This is a genomic window from Variovorax sp. 10N432, assembly GCF_056394465.1.
The window spans coordinates 52,046-66,128 of the sequence record NZ_JBFTHX010000032.1; the positions used below are offsets into that span (position 1 = coordinate 52,046).

The window sequence follows — 14,083 nt, forward strand, 5'->3', positions numbered from 1 at the left end:
ATCAGGACACCCCATGGATGCAGAGCAAATCAACCAAATCGGCGCAACTCTCGCGGACCTGAGCGCCCGCACGGTCGATTTACGGAGGTATCTTTGACTACGATGCCAAAGCTGAACGACTGAGGACAGTCAACGCGTCGCTCGAAGACCCGAACGTCTGGAACGACCCCAAGAAGGCCCAGGAGCTGGGCAAGGAAAAGAAGGCGCTCGACGACGTCGTGGTCACGCTCGACCGGCTCACCAGCGGCCTGTCGGACAACACCGAGCTGTTCGAGATGTCGAAGGAAGACGGCGACATGGACGGCCTGCAGGCGATCGCCGATGACGCCGCCAAGCTCGAAGCCGACATCAAGCAGCTCGAGTTCCGCCGGATGTTCAACAACCCGGCCGATCCGCTGAACGCCTTCGTCGACATCCAGGCCGGCGCCGGCGGCACCGAGGCCTGCGACTGGGCCAGCATGCTGCTGCGCCAGTACCTGAAGTACGCCGAGCGCAAGGGCTTCAAGACCCAGATCGAGGACGAGACCCCGGGCGATACCGCGGGCATCAAGGGCGCGACCATCAAGGTCGAGGGCGACTACGCCTTCGGCCTGCTGCGCACCGAGACCGGCGTGCACCGGCTGGTGCGCAAGTCGCCCTTCGACTCCTCGGGCGGCCGCCACACCAGCTTCGCGAGCATCTTCGTCTACCCGGAAATCGACGACTCGATCGAGATCGACATCAATCCGTCGGACGTGCGCACCGACACCTTCCGCGCCAGCGGCGCCGGCGGCCAGCACATCAACAAGACCGACTCGGCGGTGCGGCTGACGCACATCCCGACCGGCATCGTGGTGCAGTGCCAGGACGGCCGCAGCCAGCACAGCAACCGCGACGTCGCCTGGAAGCGGCTGCGCTCGCGCCTGTACGACCACGAGATGCGCAAGCGCCAGGAAGAGCAGCAGAAGCTGGAAGACAGCAAGACCGACGTCGGCTGGGGCCACCAGATCCGCAGCTACGTGCTGGACAACAGCCGCATCAAGGACCTGCGCACCAACGTCGAGATCTCGGCGACGCAGAAGGTGCTGGACGGCGATCTCGATGCCTTCATCGAAGCGTCCTTGAAGCAGGGCGTCTGATGCAGGCCGCGACCCGCAAGGTGGAAGCCCTGATCTTCGACATGGACGGCACCATGGTCGACTCCATGCCCTGGCACGCCAAGGCATGGATCGAGTACGGCATCCGCCATGGGGTCGAGATCGACATCCCGAAGTTCATGCGGCAGACCACCGGCCGCACTGCCTTCGAGTGCGCCTGCGAGCTCATGGGCCGCGAGGTGAGCGAGGCCGAGAGCGCCGAGATCACCCACCACAAGGAATCGATCTACCGCGAGCTCTTCGGCGCCCATTTCCGCGAAGTGCCGGGCTTCGGCGCCTTCAACCGGGCCGCGGTCGCGCGTGGGCTGAAGGTCGCGGTCGGCACCGCCGGCGACAAGCACAACATCGCCTTCACGATGTCCCACCTGCGTCCGGACCCCGCGCCGCTGGCGATCGTCGGCGGCGACGAGGGCCTGCCCGGCAAGCCGCAGCCGGCCATCTTTCTCGAAGCCGCACGCCGCATCGGCGTCGCGCCATCGCGCTGCATCGTGTTCGAGGACGCGCCCTTCGGCATCGAGGCCGCCCGCCGCGGCGGCATGCTGGCGGTGGCGGTCTGCACCACCCACAGCGCCAGCGAACTCGCGGGGCCGCACGTGATCGCGGCCGTGCGTGACTACAACGAACTAGCCAACTCAAACTTCCTGGAGACACTCGATGCTGCTGCGTGATGCCCAAGGCCAACCGATCGCGATCCGTCGCGAGGACTACAGCGCGCCGGCCTACTGGATCGACACGGTCGAGCTGACCTTCGACCTCGACCCGGCCAAGACCCGAGTCCTCAACCGCATGCGGCTGCGCCGCAATCCCGAAGTCGCGACCGAGCCGCTGCGCCTGGACGGCGACGAACTCAACCTGGCACGCGTGCTGGTCGACGGCCAGGGCGCGTCGTTCCGCATGGAGGGCGACCAGCTGGTGATCGACAGCCTGCCCGACGCCTTCGAGCTGGAGATCTTCACCACCTGCTGCCCGGTCAAGAACACCAAGCTCATGGGCCTGTTCGTGAGCGAGGACACCTTCTTCACGCAGTGCGAGGCCGAGGGCTTCCGCCGCATCACCTACTTCCTCGACCGCCCGGACGTGATGGCCAGCTACACGGTGACCTTGCGCGCCACCAAGGCCGCCTACCCGGTGCTGCTGTCGAACGGCAACCTGGTCGAGCACGGCGACCTGCCCGAGGGCCGCCACTTCGCCAAGTGGGTCGACCCGTTCCGCAAGCCCAGCTACCTGTTCGCGCTGGTCGCGGGCAAGCTGGTGGCGCGCGAACAGCACATCAAGGCCCGCAACGGCCGCGAACACCTGCTGCAGGTGTATGTGCGCGCCGGCGACCTCGACAAGACCGAGCATGCGATGAACTCGCTGATCAACTCGGTGCTGTGGGACGAGGCCCGCTTCGGCCTGCCGCTCGACCTCGACCGCTTCATGATCGTCGCCACCAGCGACTTCAACATGGGCGCGATGGAGAACAAGGGCCTGAACATCTTCAACACGAAGTACGTCCTGGCCAACCAGGCCACCGCGACCGATGCCGACTACAGCAACATCGAGAGCGTGGTCGGCCACGAGTACTTCCACAACTGGAGCGGAGACCGCGTCACCTGCCGCGACTGGTTCCAGCTGTCGCTCAAGGAAGGCCTGACGGTCTTCCGCGACCAGGAGTTCAGCCAGGACCTGTGCGCCGATGCGTCGGCGCGCGCGGTCAAGCGCATCGAGGACGTGCGCGTGCTGCGCACCGCCCAGTTCCCGGAAGATGCCGGCCCGATGGCGCATCCGGTGCGGCCCGACAGCTACATCGAGATCAGCAACTTCTACACCGTCACCATCTACGAGAAGGGTGCCGAGGTGGTGCGCATGATGCAGACGCTGGTCGGCCGCAAGGGCTTCGAGCGCGGCATCACGCTGTACTTCGAGCGCCATGACGGCCAGGCCGTGACCTGCGACGACTTCGCGCAGGCCATCGCCGATGCCAACCCCGACACCGAGCTGGCGCGCCTGCTGCCGCAGTTCAAGCGCTGGTACAGCCAGGCCGGCACGCCGCGCCTCGCGGCCCACGGCGTGTACGACGCCGCCTCGCGCAGCTACACCCTGAGCTTCGTGCAGAGCTGCCCGCCCACCCCGGGCCAGGCGACCAAGGATCCGTTCGTGCTCCCGGTCAACCTGGGCCTGCTGGGCGCCGACGGCCGCGAGCTGCCGGTACAGCTCGAAGGCGAGGCCGAGGCCACGCCGGGCACCCGCACCCTGGTGCTCACGCGCGCCGGCGAGCAGTACACCTTCGTCGGCCTCGATGCCGAGCCGGTGCCGTCGATCCTGCGCGGCTTCAGCGCGCCGGTGATCCTCGACTACGCCTACTCGGACGCCCAGCTGCTCACCTTGCTGGCCAACGACCCCGACCCGTTCAACCGCTGGGAAGCCGGCCAGCGCCTGGCGCTGCGGGCGGCGATCCGCGCGATCAACGAGCCGGCCCTCGCCGGGGAGCAGCCGCTGGACGAGGCCTTCGTCGACGCGATGCGCAGCGTGCTGCGCCATCCGCAGCTCGACGCCGCCTTCAAGGAACTGGTGCTCACCCTGCCCTCCGAGACCTACATCGCGGAGCAGCTCGACGTGGTCGACCCGCAGCGCGTGCACGCGGTGCGCGAAGCCATGCGGGCGCAGCTCGCCACCGCGCTGTTCGCCGATTGGGAGCAGGCCTACGAGCAGAACCGCGACACCGGCGCCTACACACCCGACCCGGTCTCCTCGGGCCGCCGGGCGCTGGCGGGCATCGCCCTCACCCACCTGTGTCTGGCGGCGCGGGCCTCGGGCGACAACGTGTGGCCGGGCAAGACGCTGCAGCGCTTCAAGGACGCGGGCAACATGACCGACCGCTTCAATGCGCTCAGCGCGCTGGTGTCGTCGGGCCATGCGCTGGCGGCGCAGGCGCTGGCGCGCTTCCACGAGATCTTCAAGAACGAGGCGCTGGTGATCGACAAGTGGTTCTCGCTGCAGGCCGGCGCGCCGGACCGCGGCGGCGACATCCTGCCGCTGGTCAAGCAGCTCATGAAGCACCCGGACTTCTCGATCAAGAACCCGAACCGCGCCCGCAGCGTGATCTTCAGCTACTGCAGCGCCAACCCCGGCGCCCTGCACCGCCCCGACGCCGCCGGCTATGTGTTCTGGAGCGACCGCGTGATCGAGCTCGATGCCATCAACCCGCAGGTCGCGGCCCGCCTGGCGCGCGCTCTCGATCGCTGGAGCAAGCTGGCCGAGCCCTACCGCAGCGCCGCCCGCGAGGCGATCGCCCGCGTCGCCGCGCGGCCCGACCTGAGCAAGGACACGCACGAGGTGGTCACCCGCGCGCTGTCGATCTGAACCCGCAAGGACCCGAAGAACTTCATGGCCCAATCCAAGATATCCCTCACCCGCTACCTGGTCGAGCAGCAACGCGCCGACGGCCTGATCCCCGGCCAGTTGCGCCTGTTGCTCGAAGTGGTGGCGCGCGCCTGCAAGAGCATCAGCCAGGCCGTCAACAAGGGCGCGCTCGGCGGCGTGCTCGGCACGGCCGAGAGCGAGAACGTGCAGGGCGAGATCCAGAAGAAGCTCGACATCATCGCCAACGAGGTGCTGATCGAGGCCAACGAATGGGGCGGCCACCTGGCGGCCATGGCCAGCGAGGAGATGGAAAGCATCCACGTGGTGCCCAACCGCTACCCGCAGGGCGAATACCTGCTGCTGTTCGACCCGCTCGACGGCTCGAGCAACATCGACGTCAACGTCAGCATCGGCACCATCTTCAGCGTGTTGAAGAAGCCCGACGACACGCCCGGCGTGCAGGAGGCCGACTTCCTGCAGGCCGGCGCCAAGCAGGTGGCGGCCGGCTACTGCATCTACGGCCCGCAGACCACGCTGGTGCTGACCGTGGGCGCCGGCGTCGCGATGTTCACGCTCGACCGCGAGCAGGGTTCCTTCATGCTGACGCAGGAGGACATCCAGATCCCGGCCGACACCAAGGAATTCGCGATCAACATGAGCAACATGCGGCACTGGGACGCCCCGGTGAAGCGCTACATCGACGAATGCCTTGCCGGGAAGGACGGTCCGCGCGGCAAGGACTTCAACATGCGCTGGATCGCCAGCATGGTGGCCGACGTGCACCGCATCCTGATGCGCGGCGGCGTCTTCATGTACCCCTGGGACAAGCGCGAACCCGAGAAGGCCGGCAAGCTGCGCCTGATGTACGAGGCCAACCCGATGAGCTGGCTGGTCGAGCAGGCCGGCGGCGCGTCGACCAACGGTCGCCAGCGCATCATGGACCTGCAGCCGACCAAGCTGCATGAGCGCGTGGCTGTTGTGTTGGGGTCGAAAAACGAGGTCGAGCGGCTGACCAGCTATCACGATCCGCTATAATCGAAGGCTTAGCCGGTGTAGCTCAGTCGGTAGAGCAGCTCATTCGTAATGAGAAGGTCGGGTGTTCGATTCATCTCTCCGGCACCAAATGTGAAGAAGCCCGCTGTCGAAAGACGGCGGGCTTTTTTGCTTTGGGAGTCAGGTCGGTGCAGGCTCTTGCACCTTGTGGCCCACACGTACCTAGCCAGCGGCAGTACACCGCGCGGCACCGAAATGCGCACTTGCGGCAGCCTTCATTTGCTGATTTTGATTCCCCTGAGCGGTTTCTTCTACGCATGCTTTCGCACTCCACACTCTTCGCGTCCTCTCACCGCAACTAGGCACGCTCAAGCCTCCGGCGGTACTCGTCCAATGCATGGGCAAGTCGACACGCAACACCTCCCGCTGCCCTCCTCCAACCATTCCGAGATACGGCTGCTTCGCCCTCCTCAGTTTGCGGACAGGTGAATTGCTCCCCGCTGGCTCCATTGCCCGATCAGAGTTCAGCCTGTCTTCCCGCTGCTCGAGTATTCAGACGGCGGCCTCCAGAAGCTCGCGCATATGGCGGCTAATGTTCTCGTCGGCGGTCTACGCGGTTCAGCGTATCGACGAACACCATAGCGCCGGCAGACGCCACGGCGGCCAAGTCGCGCACGCCTGCTTCACCTTCCGACGCTGTATACACTGCGGGCACAGCCTGCACGCGGCAATCGTGCGCAGGCCAGCAGGCGACGGACGGCTCCGCCTCGCCTCCCTTGGGTTAGGCCCGAAGCTTGAATCCGACCAGCGCGCGAGCGGCAGGCCGCTCGCCATGTAAGCGGCAGCACGTCGGGCAGAACGCTGCCTCCCAGCAATTTGCAATGTGGGTCAGGTTGCGATATCCAGGTAGCGCTGGAGTCCTCCCCCGCCTGCATACACGCTTCACCGCAGCCGATCCTGATCCCAAGACCACACGGAGTACGGTCGACGCTATGCCTTGCCAAGAGGCATCATTTGCCTCATTCTTAGCGCAACCCCAAATCCTTTAAAGAATTCTATGGATCTCGGAAAAGCACCCACCCAAGGCACAGTCGAGGCAATAGTTTATACGGCAATGATTACGACAATCATAGTTGGCGTCTTCGGCAAACGCCTCGCAGAATTCTTACTCCGATTGTGGATTCTTCCGTTTGTTTCTTTAAATAGGGTAGTTTACCGATGGATCGCTCCGCGAAACCCATTGTCGATTTCTTTACGAACATACAGAAAACACCTTCTGCGCTCTAATCTCACCCGGTTGGAGAACCCCGTCGGAGCAAGTGTAACTATTGATCTAAAACAAGCTTTTGCGCCGTTGAAATTGATTTCGAAAGCAACTGACGTACGCATTGACCTTTATGAATATGCAGAAAAAGCTACGAGAACCGTTGTGTTGGGTGGACCAGGAACTGGCAAAACCACATTGATGAAGAGCCTAGTCCTACACAACCTTGCACCCCGCAGTCTAAAAATCATTCCTGTGTTTGTTGTATTGCGTAATTTAGCAAAAAATCAGCATTCTATTTTTCAAGCGGTCGTCGCTGCTTTTGCAGACCATCATTTCCCAGGAGCAGATCATTTTGTCGAGTCATCACTTGAAGCTGGCCGATTGTTGATTGTTCTCGACGGGCTCGACGAGGTTGGAGCAAGCCGAGAGTTTGTCGTCCAACAAATACTCGATTTTTGCAATTTCGACGATCAGCGTACACGCAAGAATCAACTATACGTGACTTGCCGAGAACACAGTTACCGTTCGCAGGACCTTGCGGTCGCCATCCCCAACGTGTTGCAAGTAGAACCATTTGGGAGTCACCACATGCGAATCTTTCTAAAAGGGTGGCCAAAATTTCAAAATCGATACGCAATCGAATTGTATGCCCTGATCCAAGATGACGCTCAAATTCGTGACATTTGCCGCAATCCTTTGCTCTTAACCATTCTCACTGGCCTCTATCTGGTAGAAGAAAAATTTGATCTCCCGGCATCAAGACAGCAGTTCTATCAGGAAGCAATTCATGAGCTTATGGAGTCCAGACCAGCACGGCGCGCGATTAAGCAAACCTTCAGGCCCGAAATAAAGCGTCAGGTGCTTGAACGCGTTGCTTTAGAGCGACTTGAAGACTTTATTTCGACTGAAGATCCAGAAGAGTTCACACTATCAGCCATAAAAAAACAAGCTGACGCCCTTTTTCAAGAAAAATATGATGTGCACGAGCTAGTCAAAGAATTAGTGGACATCAATGGCATTCTTCGCCCCTCTAAGGACGATAGCTATACTTGTGCCCACCGAACAATTCAAGAATACTTTGCGGCTCGAGAAGCGACTCGCAGACGCACAGTCGAGGACGTGGTATCCGCCTTCGGTCAGAGACCAGAACTTATAGAAGTTCTATATTTTTATTGCAGTTTGATAGACAACATTCCTTCACTTTCGAACATTATCGATACGTTTATTTCAAAGAAACAATGGATCATTGCAGGAAGGGCCTTGGCCAATATGCGAGAGCCCCCCAATTCCGAAATTGTGATCACAGTAGGATCGGAGATCGCGTCTATGGTTGCTTCGGGTGCTGAAACCAAATCGGCGCTAGAGACATTGTCGGCGCTCGCGAGTCGGAAGGATGCTTCTTTTGAGGGCGCCAGTCGGATCTTCAATTCTTCCATAGATAGGCTTGCAAGTCGCGACGAGTCGGGTGCGTCCGCATTAGAAACAGCTATCTCTGCAGCACCGGAGATTGCGCTTAAGTTGATACCCGGAATGCTCGCACATCAGTCGCCGCGTTGGAAGGACGCGGCCCTGCAGCTGCTTGGCGACATAGGTACCGACGACGCTCTAGATCAACTCGTGCGGCTATTAAACTCGAATGAGGAGTACATAAGACAAGGAGCAGCATTGCGACTCGCCGGATTGTTGCGAACCCGCAGCGCCGAGATCAACGATCGATCAGCGCTATTACCTGATCATCGAGACCGTTGCATATGGTCTCTTAGTGATTTCTTCGCCGACAATATCATGATATCCATGGCAACCGCCTTGGCTCCGATTGACAAATTAACTGGCAACAGCGCAGTGGATGCAGCAACTCGCGCAGTTCGAGGAATTAAAAAAAACAGTGACAAGATTTTTCTTCGTCAGTGGAGGTGTGCAGGACGTGATGCGAGGTTGCAGCAACTCGGTAGAAAGTTGGGCATGGCCATTCGTCGGTTTGTGATGATTACAGCCGTCAGTTTCATTTCTTTAATTTTCTTGCTCAATCTCACGATTAATAAAGGCATCCTGATATCTCCTCCTCCCGATGTGTTTTCGATTATTCCAGGCGAACGAATCTCTCTTGTCAAAGAAAAGTCATCAGTCATTGTTGAAGAAATAAAATTAGCTGTTCCCCCGAACGCCTCCGGCTGGGCGCGCATATTGCCTTGGAACTGGAGCGTGGAGCCTGCGCTTCCGGAAAGTGGGCAACAGGCGTACGAAGCAATAGAACGATGGTCGAGGGGAACATTTAATGTGAGCGCTTTGCCTGCCGAGGTAGCGGCCCTAGGAGCCTTGGGTTCAGTCGTTTCTGAAGCCCGAATGTCGGAACTTAAAAATTCTGTTAAGCCGCTACTGATGGCGACTTCAAAATGCACTCGAACACCGTGTGTGTTTTTAAGCTTTAGTGGATTTCAGTGGCAGTTGCTTACGATGATCTTTCCCATAATATCCCTAGCGATGCTAGGATTTTCGAATCGACGAGATGGCGAATTTCTTCATAGAACAGGAGCGTCAAATTGGGTTCAATCGGCTGATTTTTTAACTTTTATGCTTGTGTTCATGACGCTTTATCCAATAACATCATGGTCTGGAACTTGGCACCTCCATCAGGCTCCTTTCACGATTCTTATATTTCTATTGTTAGTCTCAATGGTCTTAATTCATTTGAGGTTGCCAATTAATCCTCAGCTTGCTGTCTTGTCGGATCTGCTCAAACCCTCGGGAGCGGAAAGCGGGCGGCTTCGTTCGACTACTTGACGCCTAGAAGAAGTCTGATCTGAGCGTCTCGGCGACCTTGGTTTCCCCTTTCAAGTTCAGCGCTCTTGGCCTTCCGCGTATACGGCCCGTCTGCCCCTGGCTGCGACAACCGGCTTAGGCACCGAACTCGAAACCGGTGCGTGCCCGAATGAACGAACATTTCGACGACAGAGGACCCCCAGTTTCTTCTTGCATCCAGAGAGGCCCGAAGCGATGACTCTTGCAAGCGATGCACACGGTTGCGTCTTTACGTGACGCGCGTTAGCCTTCCGGGAGGCGCCAAGGTTGACAGCACGGCGAGGAGGTGAGCGGGGGACCAAAGCGGAATTCCGGAGACCGCACTGTCGGATCTCAATTGAGGTGAAGCACGCGGTGGGCTTATCCGGTGTCGCCAGGCGAGCCACATCGCATTCGGTCCGCTCGGCCCTGATACCGGGCCACCCGAACCAATTGGAAGCGCGTGGCGTTCCTAAAGCCCTGCGTTCGCCAACACAACCTGTACTGATGGACACGGGCTGCACATCGCCGGCTGGCCATCAGGAGTCGCAGATGTCGCAAGTTGGGCCGCAAAAGGCCCGAACTCCACTGCGTGACCGAGGAGCGCGTGCCCTCGCAAGGACGCACCCGGATTTTGCCAAGTAGTCCCGGTGAGGTACGCGTCCATCAAACGCCATCACCAACTCTTGAGAATTGGCCCAGAGACTCTAGTAGCCGCCTTCGCCCCGCAACTGACAAGGTGTGAACCTTGAGTAGGATCTGAGCACTAACGTCGTCATCGCAATAAAGATAGGCCAGAGGGACTTTCAATGCGGTAGCGATGCGCCGCGCGGTCGCGACGGGAGGCTCATGCATACCAGTTTCGTAGCGACTCATTCGAGCACTGCTACTTGACTCTTCAAGTCCGATCATTACGCCAAGCTTGTCCTGGGGCAGGCCCGCGCGCTCACGAGCTTCCAGCATGCGTCGCCCGAAGACATTGTCTGTTTGAGGGCGACCACGAGAAACCATCCTTCGATAATCGAAGAAAGGCGATATACTTTCTCTACGTTTATCGTAGACATTAACATCCGCCGCACTGGCAGGACGGGTGCACACACATATGCCTGCATCAAGCAGCACGGGGAGGACGACGCATTGAAAACTGCAAGCCACCTTAGATGGACGCGAGCACGATGCTTGCCGCCCAATGCTGTCCATGTGCAGGACTTTGGCAAGGCGACGCTATGAGCAGACAAACCGCCTCTCCCTTCCCCACCGCCAAGCCCTTCAAGCTCCCGCCATCCCTCGCACTCCCGCGCCCCGCCCCACCCAAGGCCGTTCTCAGCGAATCCGCATCCCTGATAGGCGCTCAAATGCGCGCCCTGCGCATCGCCAGCGGCGCCTCCGGCAGCGAACTGGCGCGCCGCTCCGGCATCTCGCGCTCGCTGCTCTCGCGCATCGAGCACGGCGTGGTCTCGCCTTCGGTCAAAACGCTGGCCCGCATCTCCGCCGGCCTGGATGTGCCGATCTCGCGCTTCTTTTCCGACCAGCCCGACCGCTCCGATTTCTGCCACGTGCGCGCCGGCACGGGCATCGTGGTCGACCGCATCGGCGCGGTGCTCGACTACCGCTACGAGCTGCTCGGCCATCTGCTCTCGGGCAACCTGTTCGTCGAGCCCTATCTGGTCACGCTTCTCCCAGGGGCCGAGCCCTACACGAGCTTCCAACATCCCGGGCTGAAATTCATCTACCTGTTGTCGGGCGACATCGGCTATCAGTACGGGACCCGGGTCGTGAGGCTTGGTGTCGGCGATTCGCTGCTGTTCGACGCTTCGGCCTTGCATGGCATCGAGGACATCGGCACGCAGCCGGTGACGTACCTGTCGGCGGTGTTCACCTTCAGACGCTAGCTAGCCGGCGCCGGCGGCTGCACCCATGGTGGCCATCAAAGTCCTGGTGCCCCATATGCGCCCGCTGGATCGCGTGGCTCTGATCGACGCAGATCGTCTGGACGACAACCACCGGCCGGAGCGCGAATGCTGCCCACGCCGCCGACGGGCTTTTCCCTCCGCCGCGCACCCCAAGCCCGAATACCGCCAGAATCAGCCCTATGACCGACTATGGCGCCCTCCCTGCCAGCAATGCCCCCGCGCCGACCCGCCGACCGCGCGACGGCATGCCTGTGGACGACCGGACCCGGACGGCGACGGGCTCGCCCGGCGACCCCGAGAGCCGATTCGGCGCGGCTGCCAGCATCCTCGACCGGCTCGATACCCGCCCGCTGGCGTTGCGCCTGCGCCGTCGGCCGTGGTGGCGATTCTGGTGACGCCGCACCGGCCCGCCGGGCGCCCCCGCCCCGGCTGGACGCCCGCCATCGACATCTCGCGCTGCACCGGCTGCGGCTGGTGCGTCGCCGCCTGCGACTCCCACCTGCTCAGCTTCGAGGTCGCGCAATGGAAGAAGCACGCCGTGCTGCACGACGCACTTCGGTGCACGGGCTGCAGCGACTGTGCCGTCGCCTGTCCGTTCCATGTGATCACCATGCGCAAGGGCGAGAGCCCATCCCCCGAAGCCAGCCACTGAGTCGGCGAGGCGCGGCCGCCGAGCCGGCAAATAAACCTGGCCGCCGCCGCCGACTGCCCGTTCCATGAGCATCGCAATGGAGCCCAAGCAGGATGCGGCTCCGACCGGTTGCCCACTCGGTTATCCACAGAGTCATGCACCGCCCAAGGGGAAAACAGGGCCTTGACTTTCGTGTTTTGGTGCAGTGCACAATGGCCTCGCTCATTGGGAAGAGCACACCTTCGGTGCGTCCGGCCGAAAAAATGCGGCACGCCAGCTTGGTGCGTCGTCTCGATCTTTTCCACAGCGGGATGCGAGCGGCAACTCACCTGCCGCGGCCCGTCGCTGGCCCCGGACATGCCCGTGTCACCCCCTCTTTGGGAGTTGACGTAGGTAATACTAAAGAGCTCAATTGAAGCTCCCGAAAGCGTCCAGGAAGGCAGGCATGAAGACGTTGTCCATCATGGCAGTCGTCACCCTCTGCACCCCTCTTCTTGGCTGCGACGTGCAACCAGACGTGCTGTTCGTGACTGAAAGCAACCCGTTCCAGATGCTGCAGCTGACCGACGCCGAGCAGGGCTGTCCGGCCCCTCGCCGCGTGTGCTACCTGACCTTCAGGGACGGCGGCACTTCGAATGGCTGCTGGATTCGCGAGAAATCCTATGTCCGCGCCCTTTTTCCGGATCTTGGCGAGCGCGTCATCCCGGTGACCGAGTTCCGCCGCACGATGCTGGCCGAGTACCGGAACATCTCTTTGGACTAGGTGCCAGAAACGCCGAAGCCCCGAAGTTCTCCCTGCCAGCGGGGGACAACCTTGGGGAAAACCGCCCGGATTGCGAGCGGAATCGTTGACTGGCGCGGCCTGCGACACGGTGCCTGCCAAAACAGCAGCGCACCGGGCCGCCGTGCAGCTGGCTCAGGCCGCCTGCGCCTGCGGCGCGTTGCGCCTCCAGACCTTGAGGCCGAAGGCCAGCAGCTGCCAGACGATGAACACCGCGATCAGGCTCAGCAGGGTGCCGCTGATCGGCCGCGTGACGAAGGTGCCGAAGCTGCCCCGGCTGATCAGCAGCGCGCGGCGGAAGTTCTCTTCCAGCATCGGCCCGAGGATGAAGCCGAGCATCAAGGGCGCCGCATCGAGCTCCAGCCGCATGAACATGTAGCCCAGGAAGCCGAAGGCCGCCGTGATGTAGATGTCCTCGAGGTTGTTGTTGACGCTGTAGGTGCCGATACAGCAGAAGAACAGGATCGACGGGAACAGCACGGCGTACGGGATCTTGAACACCGACAGCCAGTAGCGCACCAGCGGCACGTTCAGCACCAGCAGGAAGACGTTGCCGATCCACATGCTGGCCACCAGGCCCCAGAACAGTTCGGGGTGGCTGGCGATCATGTTCGGGCCCGGCTGGATGCCCTTGATGATGAAGGCCGCCAGCATCAGCGCCATGACGGCGTTCTCGGGGATGCCGATGCTCATCAGCGGGATGAAGCTGGTGCGCGCTGCCGCTTCGTCGGCCGCGGCCTGGCCGGCCACACCCTCGATGCAACCGGTGCCGATTTCGTTCTTGTACTTGCTGACCTTCTTGTCGATCGCGTAGGCCGCGAACTGCGCGATGGTCGGCCCGCCGCCCGGCAGGATGCCCAGGAAGGACCCGACCACGCTGCCGCGCAGGGCGCTCGGGATGATCCGCTTGAACTCCGACCAGGTCGGGATCAGGTTGATCTTGCCGTTGAAGGGCGAACGCTCTTCACGCGAATCGAGGTTCTTGGTGATTTCGGCGATGCCGAAGCAGCCCAGCGCGATGCTGACGATGCCGACGCCGTCGACCAGGAAGGGCATGTCCATCGTGAAGCGCTGCGCGCCGCTGTTGACGTCGGTGCCGATGGTGCCGAGCAGCACGCCGATCATGCACATGGCCAGCCCGTTGAGCAGGCTGCCGGTGGTGACGAAGCTCACGCACACGAAGCCGACCAGCATCATGGCGACGTAGTCGGCGGGCCCGAACAGGAAGGCCACCTCGCC

11 protein-coding genes and 1 tRNA gene are annotated in these 14,083 nt (G+C 61.4%); 10 read left to right on the forward strand and 2 right to left on the reverse strand.

Annotated features, from left to right (window positions below):
- The first annotated feature begins 13 nt into the window (after positions 1–13).
- From prfB to AC1DF3_RS28015, 6 genes are all read left to right on the forward strand, one after another.
- Positions 14–1,118, forward strand: a protein-coding gene (gene prfB / locus AC1DF3_RS27990) for a peptide chain release factor 2 (protein WP_286503760.1) whose coding sequence is annotated in 2 segments (ribosomal slippage) — positions 14–94 and positions 96–1,118 — 1,104 coding nt in all. Because the reading frame shifts where the segments join, the coding sequence is not laid out codon by codon here.
- A complete protein-coding gene (locus AC1DF3_RS27995; RefSeq protein WP_286527118.1) occupies positions 1,118–1,804 on the forward strand; it encodes an HAD family hydrolase in 687 nt (228 codons plus the stop codon). The genes prfB and AC1DF3_RS27995 overlap by 1 nt, the downstream gene beginning before the upstream one ends.
- The gene (pepN, locus tag AC1DF3_RS28000; protein ID WP_478141543.1) at positions 1,791–4,481 is read left to right on the forward strand and encodes an aminopeptidase N; all 2,691 of its coding nucleotides are present in this window, start codon (positions 1,791–1,793) and stop codon (positions 4,479–4,481) included. The genes AC1DF3_RS27995 and pepN overlap by 14 nt, the downstream gene beginning before the upstream one ends.
- Before the next feature lie 24 nt (positions 4,482–4,505).
- The gene (locus AC1DF3_RS28005) at positions 4,506–5,516 is read left to right on the forward strand and encodes a class 1 fructose-bisphosphatase (RefSeq protein ID WP_286536400.1); all 1,011 of its coding nucleotides are present in this window, start codon (positions 4,506–4,508) and stop codon (positions 5,514–5,516) included.
- 11 nt (positions 5,517–5,527) lie between these two features.
- A tRNA-Thr gene (locus tag AC1DF3_RS28010) sits at positions 5,528–5,603 on the forward strand.
- Between the two features lie 928 nt (positions 5,604–6,531).
- Positions 6,532–9,522: an NACHT domain-containing protein gene (locus AC1DF3_RS28015; protein ID WP_478141544.1), complete on the forward strand. Its 2,991-nt coding sequence runs from the start codon at positions 6,532–6,534 to the stop codon at positions 9,520–9,522.
- A 663-nt stretch (positions 9,523–10,185) separates the two neighbouring features.
- Here the strand turns inward: AC1DF3_RS28015 and AC1DF3_RS28020 are convergent.
- Positions 10,186–10,719, reverse strand: a complete 534-nt coding sequence (locus tag AC1DF3_RS28020; protein ID WP_478141545.1) for a helix-turn-helix domain-containing protein — start codon at positions 10,717–10,719, stop codon at positions 10,186–10,188.
- A 155-nt stretch (positions 10,720–10,874) separates the two neighbouring features.
- On the opposite strand from AC1DF3_RS28020, the gene AC1DF3_RS28025 reads away from it, so the two are divergent.
- The 4 genes from AC1DF3_RS28025 to AC1DF3_RS28040 all read left to right on the forward strand — a co-directional run bounded on the left by AC1DF3_RS28025 (position 10,875) and on the right by AC1DF3_RS28040 (position 12,826).
- On the forward strand, positions 10,875–11,411 hold the full coding sequence (locus tag AC1DF3_RS28025) for a helix-turn-helix domain-containing protein (RefSeq protein WP_478141546.1): 537 nt from the start codon (positions 10,875–10,877) through the stop codon (positions 11,409–11,411).
- Between the two features lie 200 nt (positions 11,412–11,611).
- Complete coding sequence (locus AC1DF3_RS28030) at positions 11,612–11,827, forward strand: hypothetical protein (RefSeq protein WP_478141547.1); 216 nt, start codon at positions 11,612–11,614, stop codon at positions 11,825–11,827.
- Positions 11,809–12,084, forward strand: coding sequence for an ATP-binding protein (locus tag AC1DF3_RS28035; protein ID WP_286536395.1), 276 nt, complete (start codon positions 11,809–11,811; stop codon positions 12,082–12,084). The genes AC1DF3_RS28030 and AC1DF3_RS28035 overlap by 19 nt, the downstream gene beginning before the upstream one ends.
- Positions 12,085–12,508: 424 nt before the next feature.
- The gene (locus tag AC1DF3_RS28040) at positions 12,509–12,826 is read left to right on the forward strand and encodes a hypothetical protein (protein ID WP_286527109.1); all 318 of its coding nucleotides are present in this window, start codon (positions 12,509–12,511) and stop codon (positions 12,824–12,826) included.
- 153 nt (positions 12,827–12,979) lie between these two features.
- Here AC1DF3_RS28040 and AC1DF3_RS28045 read toward each other — a convergent pair.
- The coding region (locus AC1DF3_RS28045; protein ID WP_478141548.1) for a tripartite tricarboxylate transporter permease at positions 12,980–14,083 on the reverse strand (1,104 nt) is incomplete at its 5' end.

What these genes read in the sequence shown, in the direction of transcription:
- AC1DF3_RS28040 (WP_286527109.1), top strand. Translation starts at nt 12,509, where the DNA reads ATGAAGACGTTGTCCATCATGGCAGTCGTCACCCTCTGCACCCCTCTT.
- AC1DF3_RS27995 (WP_286527118.1), top strand. Translation starts at nt 1,118, where the DNA reads ATGCAGGCCGCGACCCGCAAGGTGGAAGCCCTGATCTTCGACATGGAC.
- AC1DF3_RS28025 (WP_478141546.1), top strand. Translation starts at nt 10,875, where the DNA reads ATGCGCGCCCTGCGCATCGCCAGCGGCGCCTCCGGCAGCGAACTGGCG.
- AC1DF3_RS28030 (WP_478141547.1), top strand. Translation starts at nt 11,612, where the DNA reads ATGACCGACTATGGCGCCCTCCCTGCCAGCAATGCCCCCGCGCCGACC.
- AC1DF3_RS28020 (WP_478141545.1), bottom strand. Translation starts at nt 10,719, where the DNA reads ATGGACAGCATTGGGCGGCAAGCATCGTGCTCGCGTCCATCTAAGGTG.
- AC1DF3_RS28005 (WP_286536400.1), top strand. Translation starts at nt 4,506, where the DNA reads ATGGCCCAATCCAAGATATCCCTCACCCGCTACCTGGTCGAGCAGCAA.
- AC1DF3_RS28015 (WP_478141544.1), top strand. Translation starts at nt 6,532, where the DNA reads ATGGATCTCGGAAAAGCACCCACCCAAGGCACAGTCGAGGCAATAGTT.
- pepN (WP_478141543.1), top strand. Translation starts at nt 1,791, where the DNA reads ATGCTGCTGCGTGATGCCCAAGGCCAACCGATCGCGATCCGTCGCGAG.